The 22407-nt window shown below is 70.2% G+C and carries 24 protein-coding genes; 14 read left to right on the forward strand and 10 right to left on the reverse strand.

Features of this window, described 5'->3' with window-relative positions; translation table 11 throughout:
• Positions 1 to 218: 218 nt before the first annotated feature.
• Positions 219 to 455 carry a hypothetical protein gene (locus FWJ67_RS05450; RefSeq protein WP_304173450.1) on the forward strand — a complete coding sequence of 79 codons (237 nt, stop codon included), beginning with the start codon at positions 219 to 221 and terminating at the stop codon, positions 453 to 455.
• A gap of 28 nt (positions 456 to 483) precedes the next feature.
• Here FWJ67_RS05450 and FWJ67_RS05455 read toward each other — a convergent pair whose 3' ends face one another.
• The 7 genes from FWJ67_RS05455 to FWJ67_RS05485 all read right to left on the reverse strand — a co-directional run bounded on the left by FWJ67_RS05455 (position 484) and on the right by FWJ67_RS05485 (position 7360).
• Positions 484 to 1122, reverse strand: coding sequence for a LysM peptidoglycan-binding domain-containing protein (locus FWJ67_RS05455; protein WP_304173452.1), 639 nt, complete (start codon positions 1120 to 1122; stop codon positions 484 to 486).
• A 139-nt stretch (positions 1123 to 1261) separates the two neighbouring features.
• Positions 1262 to 2464: a 2,3-bisphosphoglycerate-independent phosphoglycerate mutase gene (locus FWJ67_RS05460; RefSeq protein ID WP_304173453.1), complete on the reverse strand. Its 1203-nt coding sequence runs from the start codon at positions 2462 to 2464 to the stop codon at positions 1262 to 1264.
• 62 nt (positions 2465 to 2526) lie between these two features.
• Positions 2527 to 2844 carry a non-heme iron oxygenase ferredoxin subunit gene (locus FWJ67_RS05465; protein ID WP_304173455.1) on the reverse strand — a complete coding sequence of 106 codons (318 nt, stop codon included), beginning with the start codon at positions 2842 to 2844 and terminating at the stop codon, positions 2527 to 2529.
• 183 nt (positions 2845 to 3027) lie between these two features.
• A complete protein-coding gene (gene sufB / locus FWJ67_RS05470; protein ID WP_304173458.1) occupies positions 3028 to 4428 on the reverse strand; it encodes a Fe-S cluster assembly protein SufB in 1401 nt (466 codons plus the stop codon).
• Between the two features lie 238 nt (positions 4429 to 4666).
• Positions 4667 to 5821 carry an MGDG synthase family glycosyltransferase gene (locus FWJ67_RS05475; RefSeq protein WP_304173459.1) on the reverse strand — a complete coding sequence of 385 codons (1155 nt, stop codon included), beginning with the start codon at positions 5819 to 5821 and terminating at the stop codon, positions 4667 to 4669.
• Between the two features lie 127 nt (positions 5822 to 5948).
• The gene (locus FWJ67_RS05480) at positions 5949 to 6383 is read right to left on the reverse strand and encodes an iron-sulfur cluster assembly scaffold protein (RefSeq protein ID WP_414481965.1); all 435 of its coding nucleotides are present in this window, start codon (positions 6381 to 6383) and stop codon (positions 5949 to 5951) included.
• A gap of 95 nt (positions 6384 to 6478) precedes the next feature.
• Entirely contained in the window at positions 6479 to 7360 is an 882-nt protein-coding gene (locus FWJ67_RS05485; RefSeq protein ID WP_304173464.1) for a sulfurtransferase, read from the reverse strand.
• A 231-nt stretch (positions 7361 to 7591) separates the two neighbouring features.
• On the opposite strand from FWJ67_RS05485, the gene FWJ67_RS05490 reads away from it, so the two are divergent.
• The 5 genes from FWJ67_RS05490 to FWJ67_RS05510 all read left to right on the forward strand — a co-directional run bounded on the left by FWJ67_RS05490 (position 7592) and on the right by FWJ67_RS05510 (position 12277).
• Complete coding sequence (locus tag FWJ67_RS05490) at positions 7592 to 8728, forward strand: ABC transporter substrate-binding protein (protein ID WP_414481966.1); 1137 nt, start codon at positions 7592 to 7594, stop codon at positions 8726 to 8728.
• 87 nt (positions 8729 to 8815) lie between these two features.
• Positions 8816 to 9694, forward strand: a complete 879-nt coding sequence (locus tag FWJ67_RS05495) for a branched-chain amino acid ABC transporter permease (RefSeq protein WP_304173468.1) — start codon at positions 8816 to 8818, stop codon at positions 9692 to 9694.
• A 54-nt stretch (positions 9695 to 9748) separates the two neighbouring features.
• Positions 9749 to 10810 (forward strand): branched-chain amino acid ABC transporter permease, encoded by a 1062-nt coding sequence (locus FWJ67_RS05500; protein WP_414481967.1) that lies wholly within the window; start codon positions 9749 to 9751, stop codon positions 10808 to 10810.
• Positions 10797 to 11570 (forward strand): ABC transporter ATP-binding protein, encoded by a 774-nt coding sequence (locus tag FWJ67_RS05505; protein WP_414481968.1) that lies wholly within the window; start codon positions 10797 to 10799, stop codon positions 11568 to 11570. Before FWJ67_RS05500 ends, FWJ67_RS05505 begins: the two co-directional genes overlap by 14 nt.
• Positions 11567 to 12277, forward strand: coding sequence for an ABC transporter ATP-binding protein (locus FWJ67_RS05510; protein ID WP_414481969.1), 711 nt, complete (start codon positions 11567 to 11569; stop codon positions 12275 to 12277). Before FWJ67_RS05505 ends, FWJ67_RS05510 begins: the two co-directional genes overlap by 4 nt.
• Positions 12278 to 12361: 84 nt before the next feature.
• On the opposite strand, the gene FWJ67_RS05515 is transcribed toward FWJ67_RS05510, so the two are convergent.
• Entirely contained in the window at positions 12362 to 13186 is an 825-nt protein-coding gene (locus tag FWJ67_RS05515; protein ID WP_304171370.1) for an SIMPL domain-containing protein, read from the reverse strand.
• A gap of 283 nt (positions 13187 to 13469) precedes the next feature.
• On the opposite strand from FWJ67_RS05515, the gene htpX reads away from it, so the two are divergent.
• The 6 genes from htpX (at position 13470) to FWJ67_RS05545 (ending at position 19037) form a co-directional block, all read left to right on the forward strand.
• Complete coding sequence (gene htpX, locus FWJ67_RS05520) at positions 13470 to 14378, forward strand: zinc metalloprotease HtpX (protein ID WP_304171368.1); 909 nt, start codon at positions 13470 to 13472, stop codon at positions 14376 to 14378.
• Positions 14378 to 14950: a PspA-associated protein PspAB gene (gene pspAB / locus FWJ67_RS05525; RefSeq protein WP_304171366.1), complete on the forward strand. Its 573-nt coding sequence runs from the start codon at positions 14378 to 14380 to the stop codon at positions 14948 to 14950. Before htpX ends, pspAB begins: the two co-directional genes overlap by 1 nt.
• A 168-nt stretch (positions 14951 to 15118) precedes the next feature.
• The gene (locus FWJ67_RS05530) at positions 15119 to 16222 is read left to right on the forward strand and encodes a sulfate ABC transporter substrate-binding protein (protein WP_304171364.1); all 1104 of its coding nucleotides are present in this window, start codon (positions 15119 to 15121) and stop codon (positions 16220 to 16222) included.
• A 7-nt stretch (positions 16223 to 16229) separates the two neighbouring features.
• Positions 16230 to 17075, forward strand: coding sequence for a sulfate ABC transporter permease subunit CysT (cysT, locus tag FWJ67_RS05535; protein ID WP_414482621.1), 846 nt, complete (start codon positions 16230 to 16232; stop codon positions 17073 to 17075).
• Positions 17072 to 17986: a sulfate ABC transporter permease subunit CysW gene (gene cysW / locus FWJ67_RS05540; protein ID WP_304171361.1), complete on the forward strand. Its 915-nt coding sequence runs from the start codon at positions 17072 to 17074 to the stop codon at positions 17984 to 17986. The genes cysT and cysW overlap by 4 nt, the downstream gene beginning before the upstream one ends.
• Positions 17976 to 19037: a sulfate/molybdate ABC transporter ATP-binding protein gene (locus FWJ67_RS05545; RefSeq protein ID WP_369686530.1), complete on the forward strand. Its 1062-nt coding sequence runs from the start codon at positions 17976 to 17978 to the stop codon at positions 19035 to 19037. The genes cysW and FWJ67_RS05545 overlap by 11 nt, the downstream gene beginning before the upstream one ends.
• A 61-nt stretch (positions 19038 to 19098) precedes the next feature.
• On the opposite strand, the gene pspAA is transcribed toward FWJ67_RS05545, so the two are convergent.
• Entirely contained in the window at positions 19099 to 19374 is a 276-nt protein-coding gene (pspAA, locus tag FWJ67_RS05550) for a PspA-associated protein PspAA (protein WP_304171359.1), read from the reverse strand.
• Positions 19371 to 20066 (reverse strand): PspA/IM30 family protein, encoded by a 696-nt coding sequence (locus tag FWJ67_RS05555; RefSeq protein ID WP_304171376.1) that lies wholly within the window; start codon positions 20064 to 20066, stop codon positions 19371 to 19373. Before FWJ67_RS05555 ends, pspAA begins: the two co-directional genes overlap by 4 nt.
• A 243-nt stretch (positions 20067 to 20309) precedes the next feature.
• On the opposite strand from FWJ67_RS05555, the gene FWJ67_RS05560 reads away from it, so the two are divergent.
• Together FWJ67_RS05560 and FWJ67_RS05565 are read left to right on the forward strand one after the other, a co-directional pair.
• The gene (locus tag FWJ67_RS05560; protein ID WP_304171357.1) at positions 20310 to 20996 is read left to right on the forward strand and encodes a hypothetical protein; all 687 of its coding nucleotides are present in this window, start codon (positions 20310 to 20312) and stop codon (positions 20994 to 20996) included.
• Between the two features lie 181 nt (positions 20997 to 21177).
• A complete protein-coding gene (locus tag FWJ67_RS05565; protein ID WP_304171355.1) occupies positions 21178 to 22203 on the forward strand; it encodes a saccharopine dehydrogenase NADP-binding domain-containing protein in 1026 nt (341 codons plus the stop codon).
• Positions 22204 to 22407 lie beyond the last annotated feature (204 nt).

Raw genomic sequence — 22407 nt, forward strand, 5'->3', positions numbered from 1 at the left:
CGCGGGCCGCCCGGGCCACTCAGGCCCGCCGGTCCCGGCGGATGGCGGCCAGCAGGCCTACCAGTAAGAAGGCCCAAATGAGGGCTGGAAGCCACATAGCCGTCACCCCCCCATCGATCATACCATGGGCTGTAAAGATGCACCAGAAAGGGCCCGACGGGGGCCGAAGGGGGTAGCGGGCCGACCCGGGTGGGAGACTGAGGAAGGATGGTGGCCTCGTGAAAGGCGGGATCGGGGTGGAAGCGGGTCTCTGCCAGGTCTGTGGCGCACCGACGCCAGGCCCGGACCGGGTGCTCTGCGACGGATGCCTCGCCCATCAGGAGTACCACATGGAGGCCGATCACCCGCTGGGCAGCCAGCGCCGGGGCCGGCAGGGCCCCCTGGGGGCCCTGCCCCCCGCCGAGCTGGAGGAGCTGGCCCGAAGGGAGCCCGGCTGGGTTCAGGAAGAGACCTGACGGCGCCGGGGGCCCCCGGCCGAAGGGCTCACCAGTCGGGCAGGGGAACCCACAGGGCCTGCCCCGCCTTGAGGGAGGCGTTGGTGGCCAGCCCGTTGGATCGGGCCAGGGTGTTCACGTTCACGCCGAAGCGGCGGGCCAGCCCGCCCAGGGTCTCCCCCTGGCGGACCGAGTAGATCCAGTACCCGGGGATGACCAACTCTTGGCCCGGGCGGAGGGTGGTGGACTGGAGAAGGTTGGCGTCCACCAGGTCGGTCATGGAGAGGCCGAAGCGGCGGGCCAAGTCGTAGAGGGTGTCGCCGGGCTGGACCACGTAGCGGGGACGGGCGGCCAGCTCTTGGAGGAAGGCGATGGTGGCCGGCCCGGCCACGCCGTCCACCGCCAGGCCGCCGTACCGCTGGACCTGCCGAACGGCCGCCGTGGTCATCTCGCCGTAGATGCCCGTGGCGGGCAGCTCAAAGCCCACCCGGATGAGCAGGCGCTGCAGGTTGAAGACGTCCTCGCCCCACATGCCCGGCCGCAAGACGCGCGGCTCGCCCGCCTGGGCCGCGGCGGGCAGGCCTGTCCCCCCGGCGAGCAGGCAGATCACCAGGAGCAGGAGCCCTCCGCGCAGGATCCGCCCGGAGGCCCGTCGCCCTGCCCGCCCGCCGACCTCTCCGTGCACCATCGCCCTTCGTCCCCTCACACGCACTCCATCCTCGCCAGGGGGCTTCCCCGGCGAGGATGGCTTCTCCTGCCCGGCGCCGGCCAGACCCGGCGCTGGCAGCTCCTGGGTGCGGCTCCCCTGCTCAGGCCCCGACCTTGGCTCAGGCGCCGAACTTCTTCAGCCGCCCGGCGTGGGCCAAGAGGAGAGGCATCAAGTCCACCGCCCGGACCCGGCCCAACTGGCCCCGGGAGCAGGCCCGCTCGCCGAACCCCTCGCAGTCGTTCTCCCAGCGGCTCCACTGGGAGGCGATCAGGAAGGGCACGGGATGCCAGCTGTGGGCCCGGAAGAGGGCCGGAGTGGAGTGGTCGCCCGTAACCAGGATCGCCGCCGGCTCCAGCTTCAACAGCCGCGGGATCTGGGCGTCCACCTCTTCGATGACCTGGACCTTCCGGTCGAAGTCCCCATCCTCCCCGGCCGAGTCCGTCGGCTTGACGTGGACAAAGAAGAAGTCGAAGTCGTTCCAGGCGGCCTCCAGCCGGTCAAACTCGTCGCTGATCTCCTGGCCCGCATCGAGAACGGTCATCCCCACCAGCCGGGCCAAACCCCGGTACATGGGGTAGACGGCGATGACCGCGGGGTTGACGCCGTACCGCTCCTGGAAGCTGGGCAGGTTGGGCATCCGGTCGAAGCCCCGCAGGAGGACGGTGTTGGCCGGCCACTCATCGGCCAGGACCCGGTTCACCTCGGCGATGAACTGGTTGGCCACCTCCGCCATCCGAGCCGCCTCGGGCTCGGAGCTGGTGGGCTCCACCCGGCGGGCGGGAACGCCCGTCTCCTGGGGATCGGAGTCGGTCACGTGGGGCGAAAGACCCTCCCCGCGGAAGACCACCACCGCCCGGTGCTGCATCTCCGCCTTCAGCTCGATCTCCACCCCGGGCAGGCGGATTTGGGAGAGCTTCTCCACCAGCCGGGCGCCCTCTTCCGACGGGATCCGGCCTGCGCGCCGGTCGACGATCACTCCGTCCTTCATGGACGCAAAGTTGATCCGAGCGGCGACATCCTGGGGACCCAGCTCCAGGCCGACGCCCAGGGCCGAAAGCACGCCCCGGCCCACCAGGTGCTTGACGGGATCATAGCCGAAGAGCCCCAGGTGCCCCGGGCCGCTCCCCGGGGTGATGCCCGGCGCGACAGGATCGTGCAGCCCCAGGCTGCCCTTCCGGGCCAAAGCGTCCAGGTTGGGCGTCCGGGCCGTCTCCAGTTCGGTCTTGCCCGTCTCCGGGTGCGGCAACCCTCCCAGGCCGTCCAAGACCAGAAGAACCATCTTGCCACCCGGGGTGGCCAGCTGCTGTACGAGCTCCTCCATGATCTTGCCCCCTTCGTCCACGTCAGTTCCCACCCCAGACGCGCCGGCCCCGGCGCGCCGCCTTACTCGATCGCCACCTCCACCTGCCCGTCCACCACCCGGACAGGGAACCGGGGCACCGGGCGCGTGGCCGGCAGGCTGAGGTTCTTCCCCGTCCGGATGTCAAACCGGGCTCCGTGGCGGTGGCAGGCCACCTCCCCCGCTTCCGGGTCCACGTCGCTCTCGGCCAGGGAGGCCTCCGCGTGGGAGCACCGGTCGCCGATGGCGAAGAAGCCGTCGGCCAGGCGGAAGAGGGCGATGGCCTGGTTGCCCACCACAAACCGGCGGGCCTCGCCCACCTTCATCTCCGAGGCCTCGGCCAGGCGGATCCACTCAGCCACGTCACCCAACCCCCCGCATCATCATGGGTCGATCGAGGCACCTTCCATCCCCGATTCCTTTCTCGTCCGCGATCCCTCTTCCTCCGGGGCCGGGCCTTGCCGGAGCCATCGGAAAACTCCGCTCAACGCGCCAGGGTCGCCGGACTGCCGGCGACCCTGGCAGGACGAGGGGGTTCTGCCCGTTCAGCCAACCGAACCTTCCATCTCCAGCTCGATGAGCCGGTTCAGCTCCACGGCGTACTCCATGGGAAGCTCCTTGGCGAAGGGCTCCATGAAGCCCATGACCACCATGAGGGTCGCCTCCTGCTCCGACAAGCCCCGGCTCATGAGGTAGAAGAGCTGCTCCTCCGACACCTTGGAGACCGACGCCTCGTGCTCCATGGCGACGGTGTTGTTCATGATCTCCATGTCGGGGATGGTGTCGGTCTTGGACCGGTTGTCGAGGATGAGCGCGTCGCACTTGACGTTGGACTTGCAGTGGTGGGCGTCGGGTGCGACGTGCACGATCCCCCGGTAGGTGGTCATGCCGCCGTTCTTGCAGATGGACTTGTTGACGATGGTCGACGTGGTGTAGGGCGCCATGTGGTAGATCTTGGCCCCGGCATCCTGGTGCTGGCCCTCATGGCCGGCGAACGCGATGGAGAGGACGTCGCCCTTGGCCCCAGGCTCCATCAGGTAGATGCTGGGGTACTTCATGGTCAGCTTGGAGCCCAGGTTCCCGTCGACCCACTCCATGGTGGCGTCCCGGTAGGCGACGGCCCGCTTGGTCACCAGGTTGTAGACGTTGGTCGACCAGTTCTGGATGGTGGTGTACCGGACCCGGGCGCCCTCTTTGACGATGATCTCCACCACCGCGGCGTGGAGGGAGTCGGTGGAGTAGATGGGGGCCGTGCAGCCTTCGATGTAGTGGACGAAGCTCCCCGGCTCGGCGATGATCAGGGTCCGCTCAAACTGGCCCATGTTCTGGGCGTTGATGCGGAAGTAGGCCTGCAGGGGGATCTCCACCTTCACCCCGGCCGGTACGTAGACAAAGCTGCCGCCGCTCCAGACCGCGCTGTTGAGCGCGGCGAACTTGTTGTCGCCCGGCGGCACCACGGTCCCGAAGTACTCCCGCACCAGGTCGGGGTACTCCCGGACGGCGGTGTCCATGTCGCAGAAGATGACGCCCTGCGCCTCCAGGTCCTTCCGGATGTTGTGGTAGACGACCTCCGACTCGTACTGGGCGGAGACGCCGGCCAGGAACTTCTGCTCCGCCTCGGGGATGCCGAGCCGGTCAAAGGTCCGCTTGATCTGCTCGGGGACCTCGTCCCAGCTCCGGCCCTGCCGCTCGCTGGCCCGCACGAAGTAGCGCACCTCGTCAAAGTTGAGCTTGGAGAGGTCGCCACCCCAGGTGGGCATGGGCTTCTTCTCGAAGATCTCCAGCGCCTTCAGGCGGAAGTCGCGCATCCACTGGGGCTCGCCCTTAATCGAGGAGATCTCCTCCACCACCCGCCGGGAGAGCCCCTTGCCCGTATCGTAGACGTACTGCTCTGGGTCGCGGAAGCCGTACTTGTACTCGCCGAGATCGACGACCGCCTTGCCCATGATCCCAACCTCCTTCGGCCCCGGGCTCCGCCCGCCCCCACGGCGAACCGGGGCAAAACCGAGTTCGTTAGTTGGTTTTCAGCCCATAGCCCTGCCGTCGCCAGTCATTATATGGGGGGGATTCCCCAGCGTCAAGGCAAGGAAAGGCCGAATTGAATGCCCTTTGCCTCCCCCGGCCCCTGGATGTCCGACGGGGCCCGGGCCATCCCGACCGAGCTTCTCGGAATAGGCCCCCATCTTAGCCCAACCCATCGCCACCATCGCGCCTCGGGCCTCCATCCCGCCCCGCCAGTCCGGCGGCCTCCAGGAGCAGACCAGCCGCCGCCAACCCAGCCTGCGGCCGGCCCAACTGGGAGGCGGCCGCCGCCATCTGAGCCCTGAGCCCTGGGCTCCTCAGAAGGTGCTGGACCTGGGCCACCAGCTCCTGGGGTTCCCGGGTGACCCGGGCCGCCCCGTGGGCCACCAGGAAGGCCGCATTCCCCTCCTCCTGGCCGGGGATGGGCCGGTAGATCACCATGGGCAGCCCCTTGGCCAGGGCCTCGCTCACCGTCAGGCCCCCCGCCTTGGAGAGGAGCAGGTCGGCCAGGCTCATCAGCTCGTCCACCCGGTCGACGAAGCCCAGCACCCGCGCCGGCCGGGCCGCCCCGGCCACAGCCGCCCGCAAGCGCCGCTCCAAGACCCCGTCCCGGCCGGCCACCACCAGGAGCTGGAAGCGCCCCTGGGCCTGGACCAGGGCCCGGCACGCGTCCTCCATGCCCCGAACCAGGCCGGCGCTGCCGGCCATGAAGAGGACCACCGGCTCCGGGCCCAGCTGCCACGCCCGCCTGAGCCGCTCTCGGTCGGCCGGGCGGCCGAAGCGGGGATGGATGGGGATCCCCGTGACCGCCACCCGGGCCGGGTCGATCCCCCGCGCGGTGAGCCCGTCCCGGACCGCCTCATGGCCCACCAGGTACCAGTCCACCCCGGGATGGGCCCAAAGGCCGTGGACCACGTAGTCGGTCACCACCGCGAAGACGGGGGCGTCCAGCTGGCCCGCAGCCCGCAACGCTCCGGCCAGCCGGGCCGGTCCTGGATGGGTGGCCACCACCGCCCGGGGACGCTTGCCCGCCAGGAAGCGCCCAACCCGCCGAGCCGCCGCCCGGTCCAAGAGCTGCCAGGGGGAGTCGGGCGGGACGTGCCGGGTCCGCTCGTACACCTCCCGCCAGAGCAGCGGCACGTGGATCAGGCACTGGATGTAGGCGTAGCGGGTCGCCTCATTGAGGGCAGGGCTGATCCGATCGAAGACGTCGACCCGCTCCACCCGAAGGGAGGGCGCCAGCTCCGCCAAGCTCGCGGCCAGGGCGGCCGCCGCGTGGGCGTGCCCCCCGCCGTAGCTCGCTTCCAGGAGCACCACGTCGACCGGCTGCTCCGGCGGTTGACCCGCTCCCGTGGCCTCCTGCCCCCTCCCACCCTGGTCTCACCCGGCCCAGGGACCCCTGGTGACAGCCCAACCTTCCACGCGGGCCCCGGACCTCCTCTTCTTAGAGCCCACCGCCGGGCCGGTCCTCCTGGCTTGCCCGCTCCAGGGCCAGCTTCCGCCGGTACTGGCGGAGGGCGGTCTTTAAGGTGCCCAGGGCAAGGGTGGCGCACTTGGGCCGGGAGGCCACCAGTTCCCGCCCCAGGATGTCCATCATGTCCGTACCGTCCATGGCCAGGATGCTCTCGGCATCGAGCTGACCCGCGGCGACCAGCTCCATGAGGACCGAAGCGGCCGCCTGGCTGATGGTGCACCCCTCGCCCTCGAACTGGACCTGGTCGATGCCCCCTTGGCCGTCCCCCTTCAGGTAGATGGTCACCACGTCGCCGCATCCCGGGTTGCCGCCGGGGAGGACCACATCGGCACCGGGCAGGGGGCCCCGTCCCCGGGGATTCCGGTAGTGATCGCTGAGGAACTCGATCTGCGTCTGGCGGTCCACCCGCCCCACTCCCATCTCAGACGGGGCGCGCCCCTCCGCCGCTCGCGGAGAGGGACGCGCCCCGGTGCTCCTTGGACCCGCGGCTCCCGGACGCCTCAGCGTTCGATGGGGGCCCGCACCAGGTTCCCCCACTCGGTCCAGGAACCGTCATAGTTCCGTACCTTGGCGAAGCCCAGCAGGTAGGTGAGGACGAACCAGGTGTGGGAGCTCCGCTCGCCGATGCGGCAGTAGGCGATCACGTCGTCCTCAGGCTTCAGCCCTTCCCGCTCCACGTAGATCGCCCGCAGCTCCTCCGCGCTCTTGAAGGTGCCGTCCTCCCGGACCGCCTGGGCCCAGGGCACATTCCGAGCCCCGGGGATGTGGCCGCCCCGCAGGGCCCCCTCCTGGGGGTACTCGGGCATGTGCAGCTTCTTTCCAGAGTACTCGTCCGGCGAGCGGACGTCCACCAGGGGCTTCCGGGCCCGGATGTGGGCCTCCACGTCCTCCCGGAAGGCCCGAATCAGAGAGTCCTGCCGGCTGGGCACGGGGTAGGCTGTCTCCGGGTACTGGGGCACCTCCCGGACCAGGGGCCGCCCTTCCGCCTCCCAGAGGGCCCGGCCCCCATCCATGATGCGGCAATCCCGGTGGCCGAAGAGCTTGAAGACCCAGAACGCGTAGCAGGCCCACCAGTTGTTCTTGTCCCCGTAGAAGACGACGGTCGTGTCAGGTCCGATGCCCTTGGAGCTGGCCAGCCGGGCGAAGGCTTCGGGATCCAGGTAGTCCCGGATCACCGGATCCTGCAGGTCCGTCTGCCAGTCGATCTTCACCGCGCCGGGGATGTGCCCCAGATCATAGAGGAGCACGTCCTCGTTGGACTCCACCAGGCGGACATTGGGATCGTCCAGGTGGTCGGCCACCCACTGGGTGGTGACCAGGGCTTCCGGGTGGGCGTACCCCTTGGCTTGGATGGCAGCCTCAACGGCGCCGTGTGCCGCCATAGGTCAGCCAAACCCCCTTCTCTACGCTATGATCCGGCCGCCCGGGAAGGGCCGCCTTCCTGATGATCATAGCTAATTCTAATCAAACCGACCGGAAAATGTTTGTATACTCGCGCGCAGATCGTCCGGCTCCCGCGGCAGGATTCCCCTCCTCCGGGTGGAATTGTCGTGGGTACTCGGTCTAGACTGTCAATTCGCTCGATTCCCACACTCTGAGAGGAGGAAGGTCCTGTGCGCCGTCGGCTGCTCCTGCTCCTGGTGCTCACCCTGGCCTGCGGAGCGTGGGGGGTCGCTTCCGCCCAGGAGATCGTCATCGGCCTCAACGCGGAGCTGACGGGCAGCATTCCCGTCGTCGGCCAGTCCAGCCGGAACGCGGCCCTGATGGCGGTGGACGAGGTCAACGCGGCCGGGGGACTCCTGGTCGGTGGCACCCGCCGTCCCGTCCGCCTGATCATCGAGGACAACCAGGACAACCCGGCCATCGCCGCCGCGGTCGCCCAGAAGCTCATCTACCAGGACCGGGTGGTGGCCATGATCGGCCCCAACGCGAGCCGGGACGCCATCCCTGCCGCCACCATCGCCGAGTCGGCCCGGACCCCCATGATCTCCCCCTGGTCAACCAACCCCCAGACCACCGCGGGGAAGCGGTACGTCTTCCGGGCCTGCTTCACCGACGACTTCCAGGGCCGGGTGGTGGCCAGTTTCGTCTACAACGACCTGGGCGCCCGGCGGGCCGCGGTCCTCTACGATGTGGCCAGCGACTACAACAAGGGGATCGCCGAGATCTTCCGGAGCTCCTTCACCGAGCTGGGCGGCCAGGTGGTCGCCTTTGAGACCTACACCACCGGCGACCGGGACTTCAGCTCCCAGCTGACCCGGATCACCGCCCTCCAGCCCGACGTCCTCTTCCTCCCCAACTACTACAGCGAGGTGCCGCTCCAGATCCAGCAGGCCCGGAACCTGGGCTACTCCGGCCCCGTCGTGGGCAGCGACTCGTGGGGGAGCGCGGAGATCATCACCTTGGGCGGCCAGGCCATGGAGGGCCAGTACTTCACCACCCACTACGCCCCCGACATCGCCACCCCGGAGGCCCGCCGCTTCATCGAGGGGTATGAGGCCCGCTACGGCGCCACCCCCGACGATGTGGCCGCCCTCACCTACGACGCCTTTGGCATGCTCTTCCAGGCCATCCAGGCCGCGGGCTCCACCGACCGGGAGGCGATCCGGGAGGCCCTCGCCCAGATCACCGAGTTCACGGGCGTCACCGGCACCATGAGCTTCCGCGGCTCGGGGGATCCGGAGAAGACCGCGGTGGTCCTCCAGATCCAGGAGGGCGCCTTCCGCTACTTCGGCAGCGCTGCCCCCTAAGGCGGGAGGCTGGCCGCGGCCCCACCCCCGGGCCGCGGCCAGATCCCTGAGCACCCGCCCATTCCGCCTCGCGAGGGGAGGTTCGCCATGCCGTTCGTCGCCCAGCAGATGGTCAACGCCCTCCAGCTGGGGAGCATCTACGCCCTCATCGCCCTGGGCTACACCTTGGTCTACGGCGTCCTCCGCCTGATCAACTTCGCCCACGGCGACATCTTCATGGTGGGCGCCTTCTTCAGCTTCTTCGCCGCGGCCGTCCTGGGGCTCCCCTTCCTCCCCACCCTGCTGGCCAGCATGGCGGCCACCGCGCTCTTGGGGGTCATGATCGAACGCCTGGCCTACCGCCCCCTGCGGCACGCGCCCCGGGTCTCGGCCGTCATCACCGCGCTGGGGGTGGGGCTCTTCCTGGAGCACTTCACCCTGGCCTCGGTAGGGGCCCAGCCCCGGCTCATGCCGCCCCTCATCGCCAGCGCCGTCTACCAGGCGGGGCCCGTCCGGGTGACCACTGTCCAGCTGGTCATCTTCCTGGTGGCCCTCCTCCTCATGCTGATCCTGGACCGGTTTGTCAACCGGACCCTGACGGGGATGGCCATGCGGGCCGTCTCCTGGGACAAGAGCGTGGTGCCCCTGATGGGCATCTCGGTGGACCGGATCATCGCCCTCACCTTCGCCATCGGCTCGGGGCTGGCCGCGGCGGGCGGGCTCCTCTACGCCACCGCCTATCCCGTCATCGAGCCCTACATGGGGGTGCTGGTAGGCTGGAAGGCCTTCGTGGCCGCGGTGGTGGGCGGCATCGGCGTCATCCGGGGGGCGATGCTGGGCGCCTTCGTCCTGGGCGGGGCGGAGGTGCTGGTGGCCGCCTTCCTGCCCTCCACCTACCGGGACTTCATCGCCTTCGGCCTGCTCTTGCTGCTCCTGATCTTCCGCCCCCAGGGGATTCTGGGGCGGCGGGAGGTCCAGAAGGTCTAGGGGAAGGAGGGAGCCGCCATCGTCCCGTCCACGCCCGCCGCGCCCCGCCGGCTGGTGAGCCGGGCCGCCGATCTCACCACCGCCTTCTTCGCGAGGCCGGCCAGCTGGCCCCTGGTCCTGACCGGGCTCCTTCTGGCCGCGTGGCTCATCCACCGGTACGGGTGGCTCAACCCCTACCAGCAGCAGATCCTGATGTACGTGGGGATCCACATCATCCTCACCGCCAGCCTCAACCTGGTCAACGGTTACATGGGGGAGTTCGCCGTGGGCCATGCGGCCTTCATGGCCGTGGGGGCGTACGTCTCGTCCCTCATCACCGTCCGGCTCTTCCCCTTCCAGGCCGCCCCGCTCCTCTTCCCCCTGGCCCTCCTGGTGGGCAGCCTCGCCGCGGGGATCGTGGGGCTACTGGTCGCCTTCCCCTCCTTCCGGACCCGGGGCGACTACCTGGCCATCGTCACCCTGGCCCTGAACATGATCGTCAAGAGCGCCATTGAGAACCTGGAGGTGATCGGCGGGCCCCGGGGCTTCCTGGGGATGCAGCGCCTCACCACCCTGCCCTGGGTGGTCTTCTGGGTGATCTCCTCCCTCTGGCTCCTGCGCAACTTCATCTACGCCAACCTGGGCCGGGGGGTGCTGGCCATCCGGGAGGATGAGGTGGCCGCGGAGCTCCTCGGGGTGGACACCCGCCGGGTGAAGCTCCATGCCTTCATCCTCTCCGCCTCCCTGGCGGGCTTGGCCGGGGGGCTCTTCGCCCACGTGGTCCAGTTCATCACCCCAAGGAGCTTCGACATCGTCCGCTCCACGGAGATCCTGGTCATGGTCTACCTGGGCGGGATCGGGTCCCTGGCCGGCTCGGTCATCGGGGCGACCGTCTACACCGTGGCCCTGGAGTGGCTCCGCTTCCTGGGCCAGTGGCGGATGGCTATCGCCCCGCTCCTCCTGGTCTTCCTCATGATCCTGAGGCCCACGGGCATCATGGGCCTCCGGGAGTTCGTCGCCTTCATTCCGCGGGAGGAGCGGAACCTCCGGGCCCGCCTGGAGGCCCTGGGCCGAGGCCGCCAAGGGTGGCCCCCGGCGGGCGAGGCAGGGAGGGTGGGACCCCATGGCCCTGCTTGAGCTTCAGGGGGTGAGCCGCCGCTTCGGCGGCCTCCAGGCCGTCGCCGACCTCACCCTCCAGGTGCCGGAGGGCGAGCTGACGGCGCTCATCGGGCCCAACGGCGCGGGCAAGACCACCGTCTTCAACTTGATCACCGGCGTCTACCGGCCCACCGGGGGCCGGATCCTCTTCGACGGCCAGGACCTCGTGGGCCTTCCGCCCGCGGCCATCGTCCAGCGGGGCATCGCCCGGACCTTCCAGTCCATCCGCCTCTTCAAGGGCCTGACCGCCCTGGAGAACGTCCGCATCGCCCACTTCGCCCGGGTCACCTACGGGCCGGGGGCCTGGCTGAGCCGGGGCCGGCCCTTCCGGGAGGAGGAAGAGGCGATCCTCGCCGCCTCCTACCAGTGGCTGGAGCGGTTCGGCCTGGCCCGCTACGCCCTGGAACCGGCAGGGAGCCTCCCCTACGGGGACCAGCGGCGGCTGGAGATCGCCCGGGCCATGGCCACCCGGCCCCGGCTCCTGTTGCTGGATGAGCCGGCCGCGGGCATGAACCCGGCGGAGGTGGAGGCGCTGATGGAGCTAATCCGCTGGCTGCAGGCCAGCTTCCAGGTGACCATCTTCCTCATCGAGCACCAAATGCGGATGGTGATGGGCCTCTGCCAGGTGGTCCACGTGCTGGACTTCGGCCGGCTCATCGCCAGCGGGACCCCCGACGAGGTCCGCCGGCATCCCCGGGTGCTGGAGGCGTACCTGGGCCAGGGGGCGGGTGGGTCGTGAGCCTGCTGGAGGTGAGGGGGCTCCGGGTCCACTACGGGCCCATCCAAGCCCTCCACGGCATCGACCTGGTGGTGGAGGAAGGGGAGATCGTCACCCTCATCGGCGCCAACGGCGCGGGCAAGACCACCACCCTGCGGGCCATCTCCCGCCTCGTCCCGCCCAGCGGGGGGACGATCCGCTTCGCCGGGGTGGACCTCACCCAGCTTCCCCCCCACCAGGTGGTGGCCTTGGGCGTGAGCCACGTCCCCGAGGGCCGGGGGATCTTCGCCAACCTGACGGTCCTGGAAAACCTCCTCCTGGCCACCTACGGCCGCCGGGACCGGGCCCGGGTCCACCAGGACCTGGAGCGGGTCTTCGCCCTCTTCCCCCGCCTGGGCGAGCGGAAAGGCCAGCTGGCCGGCACCCTCTCGGGGGGCGAGCAGCAGATGCTGGCGGTGGGAAGGGCCCTCATGACCCGCAGCCGGCTCATGCTCCTGGACGAGCCTTCCATGGGCTTGGCCCCCGTCTTGGTAGAGGAGATCTTCGCCACCCTGGCCGCCATCAACCGGGAGGGCACCACCCTCCTCCTGGTGGAGCAGAACGCCCATCAGGCCTTGAAGCTCGCCCATCGGGGGTATGTGCTGGAGACGGGCCGGATCCAGACGGCTGGCCCGGCGGCCGCGCTGGCCCAGGATCCCCAGGTGCGGCAGGCCTACCTGGGGGGTTAGGCCCGGCCCCCTTCTGCCCGCCCTGCCCCCACACCCCGGGCGCTCCAGGCGAGGCCATGGGGCCCTGCCCCGGCGCTCCTTGCCTTAGGGCTCAGCGGTGGTCTCAGCCTCCTCCGGCTCCGGGTGGGGCAGGGCGGTCATGGGCTTGGCGGGCGCCAGGATGAACTCCACCTCCAACCGGGCCTCGATGGCCATGGTCCCCGGCAGGACGAAGGAGGCGTCGGCGGCCGCCTCCAGGGCCACGCTCCGCTGGAGGCCGAAGGCGCGGGCGGAACTCTCCCGCACCTGGGCCACGCTCTTCACCGTCTGGCCCAAGGCCCCGGCGATCCGCTCCGCCTTCTCCCGGGCCTGGCGGGCCGCCTCCGTCAGCAGCTCCTCCCGCAAGGCCTGCTCGTCGCTCACGCCATACTGGAGGTTGGCGATCCGGTTGGCGCCCGCCGCCACCGCGGCATCGATCAGGTTGGCCAGGCGGCGCAGGTCCCGGGTCTCCACCCGGACGCTCCCCTCGGCCGCGTACCCGACCAGCTTGGAGGCCCCCTCCTCGTACCGGTAGACGGGGTGAAGGGTGAGGCCCGTGGTCCGGATGGCCTCCTCCGGCACGTCGTTGGCCTTCAAGGCGGTGACCACCATGGAAAGAAGGAACTGGGCGCTGTCGAAGGCAGCCTGCGCGCTGGCCGCCTCCTGCCGGACCCCGAAGTCGATGGTGGCCTGGTCGGGGACGACTGTACGGGAGGCCACCCCTTCCACCGTGAGCCGGCCGTAGGGCAGCGGTTCAGGCACAGGCTCCTGGGCGGCCGCGCCCCCGGCCAGCCCGGCGACCAGAACCCACGCCAGGAGACCGCCAAAGAGCCGGCGGGCAAAGGCCCGGCAGGCGGCCCCCGCTCCGTGCCCCGTCTGGAGACCCGTCATGGCAGACACCCTTTCGGCAAGCAATCGTTCCTCGCCCCTCCCCTTTCTTCCAGGGGCGGGCCCTCCCTGCCGGAAGGGGGAGCCAGCTCAGGGCCTCGCCCGTCGGGATCGGGCGGCGGGAAAAGGCGGCGGCTCTGCCTTTGCCGGGCCCGGCCGTTGTGTGAGAACAGGAGCTGTCGTACAATGCTGGTGAGGACGACCCGGTGTCCGGGGCTGCGCGGCCGGGGCCGCGCCCTGGGAGCGCCGCTCCTCCATCTGCGAGCGTGGTCAAGGAGGCACGGGCATGGCAGTTCGTACCAAGACCCTTCCGCCAGATCGAGGCCTGACGGCCCGCATGATGCTGACGGTGGTCTTGCTGGGGGCCCTCTACCTCTTCTTCACCTGGATCCTCCTCCAGGCCAACGCGGGCATCCAGACCATGGTCCTCGTGCTGGGCCTGATGCTGGCCGCCCAGTACTTTCTCTCCGACCGGCTGGCCCTGCTTTCCATGGGGGCTCGCGAGGTGACGCCCCAGCAGGCGCCGGAACTCCACGACATGGTCGCCCGCCTGGCGGCTCTGGCCGACCTGCCCAAGCCGAAGGTGGCCATCTCGCCCGCCCGCATTCCCAACGCCTTCGCGGTGGGCCGGAACCAGCGGACCGCCACGGTGGCCGTCACCCAGGGGCTCCTCGATCAGCTGGAACCCCACGAGCTGGAGGCGGTGGTGGCCCACGAGATCACCCACATCAAGAACCGGGACGTGGCCATCATCACCTTTGCCAGCTTCTTCGCCACCCTGGCCGGGTACCTCACCCAGCACCTCTTCTACTGGGGGCTCTGGGGCGGGTTCGGCGGCCGGGATGACCGGAACGGGGCCAACTGGGGCGTCATCGTCTACCTGGTCTCCATCCTGGTGTACACCTTGAGCTTCTTCCTCATCCGGGCCCTCTCCCGGTACCGGGAGTTCGCGGCCGACCGGGGCGCGGCCATCCTGACGGGCGCGCCGTCCCACCTGGCGTCAGCCTTGATCAAGATCAGCGGCCGGATGAAGGTGGTCCCGCAGCGGGATCTGCGGGAGGCGGAGGCGATGAACGCCTTCTTCATCGCGCCCGCCCTGAGCGGCGATGGCTTCGCCGAGCTCTTCTCCACCCACCCGTCCCTGGAGCGGCGCCTGGCCCACCTCCGGCGGCTGGAAGAGGAGATGCGCCGGTAATGGGCTGGCTGGACGCGCTCCTGGGCCGCACCCGCCTGCCCAAGGCCCGCCCTGAGGGGCTCTTCGCCCTCACCACCGCCCAGCTCGCCCTCAAGACCGAGCTGGGCTGGGAGCCGGCAGGCCGCGCGGCCCTCTGCCTCAAACCCATCACCACCGGCGCCTTCCGCCAGCTGGATGAGGAGCTGAAGGATCTGGTCCGGGCGGCCGCCGGGGAGACGGGCACCGAGATCCAGGTGGAGACCGACTCCTACCGGTACCGCTGGATCGTCCTGACAGACCCCCAACTGGACGATCTGGTCGCCCTCATCCACCTGGCCGCCCAGGAGCTTCAAAGCCACGGGTACGGGCCCCAGCTCCTGGCCGCCGTCTTCCGCTTCACCACCCCCGACCGGCCGGCCGCCTACCTGATCTACAACTACAAGCGGGGCGCCTTCTACCCCTTTGTCCCCACCGGGTCCGGCAAGGACCGGGCGAGCGACCTGGAGTTCCAGTTCCAAGCGGCCATGGAGAAAGAGATGCCCATCGAACCCGACGTCACCCGCTGGTACCCCATGTGGGGCATGCCTCTCTGAGCCCTCCCAGCGCCGGCAGAACCCTCCAACCCCCACCCCATCCGCGACCCGCCCCACGGCCCGCCTGAGGCCGCCCTTCCGGGGTGGACAACGCTCCTAGGAGCCCAAGCCTGCATAGTACATGGTCTGATCGCCTTCGAGCCCTTCGTGCGAGGAGGAGATGAGACCATGGCGCTGCACCCTGGCCTCCCGGGGCGGGGGGTCCTCCGTCGGGCCTTCGGGGTGGTGCTGGCCCTGGGGCTGATGAGCGGCTGGGCCGGCGGGGCGGGCGCCCAGGCGCCCCCCGTCACCCTGCTCCACGTCTCCTACGACCCCACCCGGGAGTTCTACCAGGCGTACAATGAGCTTTTTGCCCAGTACTGGCTGGCGGCGCACGGCCAAGAGGTCCGGGTCCAGATGTCCCACGGCGGCTCCGGCCGGCAGGCCCGGGCGGTTATCGACGGGCTGGAAGCCGACGTGGTCACCCTCGCGCTCGCCTACGACATCGACGCCATCGCCTCCCTCACCGGCCTCATCAGCGCTGATTGGCAGCAGGCGTGGCCCCACAACAGCGCCCCCTACACCTCCACCATCGTCTTCCTGGTCCGCCGGGGGAACCCCAAGGGGATCACCGATTGGGACGACCTCATCCAGCCGGGGGTCCAGGTGATCACCCCCAACCCCAAGACCAGCGGCGGGGCCCGCTGGAATTACCTGGCCGCCTGGGGAGCCGTCCTCCACCGGGAGCTGGGCGATCTGAGCCGGGTCCGCGACCCCCAGCATGCGGAAGCTGTCCGGGCCGCGGAAGAGCAGGCCCGGGCCTACCTCACCCAGCTCTACCGGAACGTGCCCGTCCTCGATTCCGGCGCCCGGGGGGCAACCATCACCTTCGTGCAGCGGGGCCTGGGCGATGTGCTCCTTGCCTGGGAGAACGAGGCCTACCTGGCCCTGGAGGAGTTGGGCCCCGGCGCCTTCGAGGTGGTGGTGCCCCCCATCAGCATCCTGGCGGAGCCGCCGGTGGCCGTGGTGGAGGGGGTGGCCCGGCGCCGGGGCACCCTGGAGGTGGCCCGGGCGTACCTGGCCTACCTCTACTCGCCCGAGGCTCAACGCCTCATCGCCCGCCACCACTACCGGCCCGCCTTCCCCGAATATGTGGCTCCCGAGGAGCTCCGAGCCTTCCCCCAGGTGCACCGGTTCACCATTGAGGAGGTCTTCGGAAGCTGGGAAGAGGCCCACCGGATCCACTTCGCCGACGGCGCGCTCTTTGACCAAATCCTGGCCCAAGGCAGGTGAGGCGCCCATGTTCCCAGCCCGTCCCAGGCTCTTCCCAGGTTTCGGCCTCTCCTTGGGGGTGACCACCCTCTACCTCAGCCTGGTGGTCCTCCTCCCCCTGGCTGCCCTCATCCTGCGGGCCGCCGGCTTGGGGTGGCAGGAGGTGGCCCGCCAGGTGAGCGACCCCCGGGTCCTCGCCTCCCTCAAGCTCTCCTTCGGGGCCTCCCTGGCCGCGGCGGGGCTGAACGGGGTCTTCGGCCTCCTCCTGGCCTGGTGCCTCGCCCGCTACCCCTTCCCCGGGCGCCGGCTGGTCGACGCCGCGGTGGACCTCCCCTTCGCGCTCCCCACCGCCGTCTCAGGCATCGCGCTCACCGCGGTCTACGCCCCCACCGGCTGGGTGGGCCGCTTCCTGGACGGGCTGGGCCTCCGGGTGGCCTTCACGCCTTTGGGGGTGGTCCTGGCCCTGGTCTTTGTCGGCCTGCCTTTCGTGGTCCGGACGGTGGAGCCCGCCCTGCGGGATCTGGGCCGGGAGCTGGAAGAGGCGGCGGAGAGCCTGGGCGCCGGGCGGTGGCAGACCTTCGGGCGGGTGATCCTGCCGGCCATCGCCCCGGCGGTGCTGACGGGGGCCACCCTGGCCTTCGCCCGGGCCCTGGGGGAGTACGGCTCCATCGTCTTCATCTCCGGCAACCTGCCCTACCGGACGGAGATCACCCCCGTCCTGATCATGGCCAAGCTGGAACAGTTCGACTACGCCGGAGCCGCCGCCATCGCCGTCGTCATGCTGGCGGGCTCCCTCGTCCTCCTGCTGGCGGCCCGGGTCCTCGAAACCCGGCTGGCGGGGGCCCGGGGCCATAAGGGGCGGGTTGGGGGATGAGGATCTGCTGGCTGGCAGGCAATCGGCTCCAGGCACCCAACGGGGCACCCTCCGCCCCGCCCGGCAGCGACCCGCCGTGGGTCCGGGCGCTCCTCATCGGGAGCGGGCTCACCATCCTGGGGCTGGTCCTTTTCCTTCCCCTGGCCGTCGTCTTCGTGGAGGCCTTCGCCAAGGGGGTGGGGACCTACTGGCAGGCCCTGCGCGACCCGGACACCCTGGCGGCCATCCGCCTCACCCTTCAGGTGGCCGCCTCGGCGGTGGCGGCCAACACCCTCTTCGGCCTGGCGGCCGCCTGGTGTCTGAGCCGCGCGCCCTTTCCCGGCCGGCGGTTCCTAGAGGGGCTGATCGACCTCCCCTTCACCGTCTCGCCGGTCATCGCGGGGTTGGTCTTCGTCCTGCTCTTCGGGCGCCAAGGGTGGCTGGGGCCCTGGCTGGCCGAGCGGGGCTGGCAGGTGATCTTCGCCCCGCCGGGCATCGTCGTGGCCACCCTCTTCGTCACCCTGCCCATCGTCGCCAAGGAGCTGATCCCCCTCATGCGGGGCCAGGGGACGGACGAGGAGGAGGCGGCCCTGGTGCTGGGGGCCAGCGGCTGGCAGATCTTCTGGAGGATCACCCTCCCCCGGATCCGGCGGGCCCTGCTGTACGGCGTCATCCTCTGCAACGCCCGGGCCATGGGGGAGTTTGGGGCGGTGTCGGTGGTCTCCGGGCACATCCGGGGCAAGACCAACACTGTCCCCTTGCACGTGGAGATGCTCTACAACGAGTACGACTTCACCGGCGCCTTCGCGGTCGCCTCCCTGCTCACCCTGCTGGCCCTGGGCACCCTGGTGCTCAAGGCCCTCCTGGACTGGCGGGAAGGCGGGGCCGGGACCGCACCGGGAGACGAAGGAGGGACGGAAGGTGAGCATTGAGGTCCGATCCATCCGGAAACGCTTCGGCACCTTTCAGGCCCTGAAGGGGGTGAGCCTGACGGTTCCCGAAGGGGAGCTGGTCGCCCTCCTGGGACCGTCGGGTTCAGGCAAGACCACCCTGCTCCGCATCATCGCCGGGCTGGAGCTTCCCGACCCGCCGGGCTCGGTGCTGATCCACGGCGAGGACGTCACCTTCCGGCCCCCCGGCCGGCGGCGGGTGGGTTTCGTCTTCCAGCACTACGCGCTCTTCCGCCACATGACCGTCTTCGAGAACGTCGCCTTCGGCCTGAGGGTTCGTCCCCGGGCCACCCGCCCCAGCGAGGCGAAGATCCGCGAGCGGGTGATGGAACTCTTGCGGCTGGTCCAGCTGGAGGGGTACGAGCAGCGCCGGCCAGCGGAGCTCTCGGGCGGCCAGCGCCAGCGGGTGGCCCTGGCCCGGGCCCTGGCCATCGATCCCCAGGTCCTCCTCCTGGACGAACCCTTCGGCGCGCTGGACGCCAAGGTCCGCCAGCGCCTCCGCCGCTGGCTCCGGCGCCTCCACGACGAGATCCACGTGACGGGGCTCTTCGTCACCCACGACCAGGAAGAGGCCTTGGAGGTGGCCGATCGCATCGTGCTCATGAACGAAGGCCGGGTGGAGCAGGTGGGCACCCCCGACCAGGTCTACCACCACCCGGCCAACATGTTCGTCATGGATTTCCTGGGCCAGGTCAACCTCTTCCGGGGCCGGGTGGAGGCGGGCCGGCTGATGGTGGGGCCGTGGCCTCTGGCCCCCCAACCGGCCGACCTGAACGGTCACCGGAAGGCCAGACTCTTCGTCCGCCCCCATGAGGTGGAGGTCCGCCGGCAGGCCAACGGCAGCCCTGGCCTACCGGCCCGGGTGGTCCGGATCCACTCCGCCGGACCCCAGGTCCGGCTGGACCTGGCTTTGGAGACGGGCGACCTCCTCCGGGCCGAACTGCCCCACGAGGCCTTCCACCAGGCGGCTTTGGGGCTTGGCGATCCCGTCTCCGTCACGTTCCGGAACCTGCGGGTCTTTGCCGAACCGTAAGCCGGCCCCTGCCCCACCGGGGCCTGGGGCCGGGCCTGGGCCTGGCGCGGCCTCAACCGCTTCAGGTGAGGTCCGCCGGGTAATCGGCAAAGAGGTGCAGGGCCTCGGTCAGCTCCGTATCGGGGGCGGGCAGGATCAGATCGGACTCCACGAGCTCATCGTCCGCCAGCCGCCGGCCCCGGCGGACGATGGCCAGAACCGTCTCCAGCTCCCGCCGGAAGGCTTCCTCATCGCTGTTGGCGATGGCCTCCAGAAGGCGGTTATCCTCCCGGTCCAGCTCCTCCAAGAGGTCTCCGGTGATCTCATACTGGCCCTCGGTCAGGATGCGGACGATCACTGGCCGGCCACCTCCCGCTTGAGCCGCTCCAACTCCGACTCCACGCCCTGGTCGAGCTTGGCCTTGCGGAGCTCTTCCTCCAGAGGGTCGGAGGCCCCCCAGGTCTCCTGGAGGGTTCCCTTCTCCACCAGCTCGTCGATGGCCGCGGCGCGGGCCTGCATCTCCTGGGTCTTCCGCTGGGCCCGTTCGATGGCCATGGTGACGTCGGCCAGCTCCTCCGACAGCCCGGTGGCCGCCTCCCCGATCTTCACCTGGGCCGCGGCCGCGGAGTACTGGGCCTTGATCAGCTCCTTCTGGGTGCGGAAGCTTTCCACCTTGGCCCGCAAACGCTGCTCGTTCCGCTCCAGCTTCTCCTGCTCGGCCTGGAGGGCGTTGATCTGGGCCTCCAGTTCCTGGAGCTGGAGCTCCGCCTCCTGCTTCCGACGCAGGGCTTCCAGGGCCAGGTGCTCCTTCCCCAGCTTGAGGGCTTCCTTCGCCTGCTCCTCCAGCTTCTTGTTCTGCTCCCGCAAGCGGACGGCCTGAAGCTCCAGGCGCTTCTTCTGGCCGACCACTTCCACGACGCCCCGCTTCACCTGCTGCAGGAGCTCAAGCTGGCGCTGGTAGCTGTACTCCAGGGTCTCTTCCGGGTTCTCCGCTCGGTCCAGCAGCTTGTTCACCTTGGCCTTAAAGACCGTGCTCATCCGGGAGAGCACGCCCAACGGCAACCCCTCCTGTGGCTTCGGGCCCCGGGAGGGCCCGCCCGTGGATGGCTATCTGTGGGTCATTATACCGCAGCCGGGGGGGCCATCCCAGGCACGGCGCCCCTTCCGGCGCTCCCACCGGCCCTTCCGGCCATGCGGAGTCGGCACCCCTGTCATGGGCGACCGGGTGCGGCTCCGGCCCCAGAGGGAGGGGCCGGCAGGCGGCGAACCTAGGGGCCCGGAGGTGCGCCCGTCATGCGTCGGCTCGTGGAACGGATCCTCCTCGGCACCCTGGAACCCCGGCCCTGGCGCCGGTTCGCCTGGCTCTGCCTCTCCTTTTTTTCCCTTTTCTACCTGTCAGCCATCCTGTCGTTCGTGGTCCTGCCCGACGGCTTCCTCCGGGGGAGGCACCCCCTGGTCAGTTCCTGGACCACCGCCCCGGACCTCTGGCGCTCAACCCTCCAGATCTTCGGCTACAACCTGATGCCCACGGGCGTGGTGGTGGGGGGCAACCTCTTCGCCAGCCCCTCCCGGCTGGCCCGGGGGCGCCTCCTGCCCCAGGGCTACCTGGCCCTCTGGGCCCTGGCCATCCTCACCGGCGCTTACCTGGGCAGCTGGTCCTTCGAGGTGGTCACCCCGGCGCCGCCCTTCTGGCAGAGGCTCGTCCGCCCGCTGGATATCGTCCACCACTCGGGCTTCATCGAGCTGACGGGCTACATCCTGGCGGCCACCGCGTCGGCCCGCTGGGCCCGCCTGCGGGGCCGCGGCCTCCCCGCGGACCCGGCCCTCCCGGGCGGACCCGGCCTCACCCCTGCCGAACGGGCCTTCTTCCTCTTCGCGCTGGCGCTCATCGCCACGGGTGCGTGGGTGGAGTCCCGGGCCATCCTGGAAGTGACGGGCAACTCGCTCCACCTCCCCCCGTCGGGGAGCCCCAATCCCTGACAAGGAGGATCTGTCCGAATCCAATGGAAATGTAGGGGCAGAAGGTGGGCACCACCCGAAAACGAAGAGGGTTTTGGGCGTCCGGCAGAGGCCTGGGCCCCCGGCGGCTCCCGCACCCGGCCAGGCCCACCCGCCGGACCCAACGCACCCCTCAACGCGGCAGCCAGAAAGGAAGAGTCACTTGACACCCATTCTCCAGCTTGGACTCGGTCCCATCGGTCAGGGTATCGTGCGGCGGCTTCTCGCCCGGAGCGACTCCGCCATCGTGGGGGCGGTGGACCCGGCCCCCGACAAGGCCGGGCGGTCCGTGGCGGAGGTCCTGGGGCTGGCTCCCTCCGACCCAGGGGCTAAGGCGGCCCGCGCGCTCCGGGTCGCCCCCAGCCTGGCCGAAGCCCTGGCCCAGGCGGCCCAAAGGCCAACGGTGGCCGTCCACGCCACCAGCTCCTTCCTGAGCCAGGTCGCCCCCCAGTTGGTGGAGGCGGCCGAACATGGGCTCAACGTGGTCTCCACGTGTGAAGAGCTGGCCTACCCCTGGCGGCACCACCCCGACGAGGCCCGGGCCATCGACGAGGCGGCCCGCCGGGCTGGGGTGACCATCCTCGGCACCGGCGTCAACCCAGGATTCGTCATGGATTTCCTGCCGGTCTGCCTGGCCGGCGCGGCGGCCAGCGTCAGCCACGTCCACGTGGAGCGGGTGGTCGATGCGGGTTCCCGCCGAGGGCCCTTGAAGCGGAAGGTGGGGGCCGGCCTGACCCCCGACGCCTTCCAGGCCCAGGCGGCCACGGGCACCTTCGGGCACATCGGGCTGGTGGAGTCGGTGGCCATGATCGCCGCCGCCTTCGGCTGGAGCTTGGACCAGATCACCTCGGACCTTCAGCCCAAGATCGCCCAGGAGCCATATGAGAGCCCCGACCTAACGGTGCCGCCCGGCCACGTCTTGGGCATCGATCAGGTGGCCGTCGGGCTGGATGAGCAGGGCGAGGAGCGGATCCGCCTCCACCTCCAGATGTACGTGGGCGCGCCCAATCCGCACGACACGATCCGGCTCCAGGGGGAGCCGCCGCTGGAGCTCACCATCCCCCGGGGAACTCCCGGTGACCTGGCCACCGCGGCGGCGGTGATCAATGCCATCCCCAACGTCCTGGCGGCCAGCCCCGGCCTGAAGACGGTCATCGACCTGCCCCCCGCCCGCTGGCGCCAGCCGTAAGGCAAGCCTGGGGGCTGGGACCCGCCGGCACCTGGCCCGGCGGGTCCTGCTCGTTTCTTCCGGAAGCTTCGGTGTGGGGGCGTCAGGCACTCGGCGTCGGGAACCAGCAAAAAGAAAAACCCTCTGGAACCCAGGTTCCAGAGGGCTCATCTGGTGGAGCCGAGCGGGCTCGAACCGCCGACCTCGTGAATGCCATTCACGCGC

Source organism: Limnochorda sp., from assembly GCF_047459355.1.
GTDB lineage: Bacteria > Bacillota > Limnochordia > Limnochordales > Limnochordaceae > Limnochorda.

Coding starts and splice junctions, on each gene's coding strand:
- FWJ67_RS05505 (WP_414481968.1), top strand. CDS start 10,797: ATGGCCCTGCTTGAGCTTCAGGGGGTGAGCCGCCGCTTCGGCGGCCTC.
- sufB (WP_304173458.1), bottom strand. CDS start 4,428: ATGGGCAAGGCGGTCGTCGATCTCGGCGAGTACAAGTACGGCTTCCGC.
- FWJ67_RS05495 (WP_304173468.1), top strand. CDS start 8,816: ATGCCGTTCGTCGCCCAGCAGATGGTCAACGCCCTCCAGCTGGGGAGC.
- FWJ67_RS05530 (WP_304171364.1), top strand. CDS start 15,119: ATGGCGCTGCACCCTGGCCTCCCGGGGCGGGGGGTCCTCCGTCGGGCC.
- FWJ67_RS05485 (WP_304173464.1), bottom strand. CDS start 7,360: ATGGCGGCACACGGCGCCGTTGAGGCTGCCATCCAAGCCAAGGGGTAC.
- FWJ67_RS05455 (WP_304173452.1), bottom strand. CDS start 1,122: ATGGTGCACGGAGAGGTCGGCGGGCGGGCAGGGCGACGGGCCTCCGGG.
- FWJ67_RS05515 (WP_304171370.1), bottom strand. CDS start 13,186: ATGACGGGTCTCCAGACGGGGCACGGAGCGGGGGCCGCCTGCCGGGCC.
- cysT (WP_414482621.1), top strand. CDS start 16,230: ATGTTCCCAGCCCGTCCCAGGCTCTTCCCAGGTTTCGGCCTCTCCTTG.
- pspAB (WP_304171366.1), top strand. CDS start 14,378: ATGGGCTGGCTGGACGCGCTCCTGGGCCGCACCCGCCTGCCCAAGGCC.
- htpX (WP_304171368.1), top strand. CDS start 13,470: ATGGCAGTTCGTACCAAGACCCTTCCGCCAGATCGAGGCCTGACGGCC.
- FWJ67_RS05560 (WP_304171357.1), top strand. CDS start 20,310: ATGCGTCGGCTCGTGGAACGGATCCTCCTCGGCACCCTGGAACCCCGG.
- cysW (WP_304171361.1), top strand. CDS start 17,072: ATGAGGATCTGCTGGCTGGCAGGCAATCGGCTCCAGGCACCCAACGGG.
- FWJ67_RS05460 (WP_304173453.1), bottom strand. CDS start 2,464: ATGGAGGAGCTCGTACAGCAGCTGGCCACCCCGGGTGGCAAGATGGTT.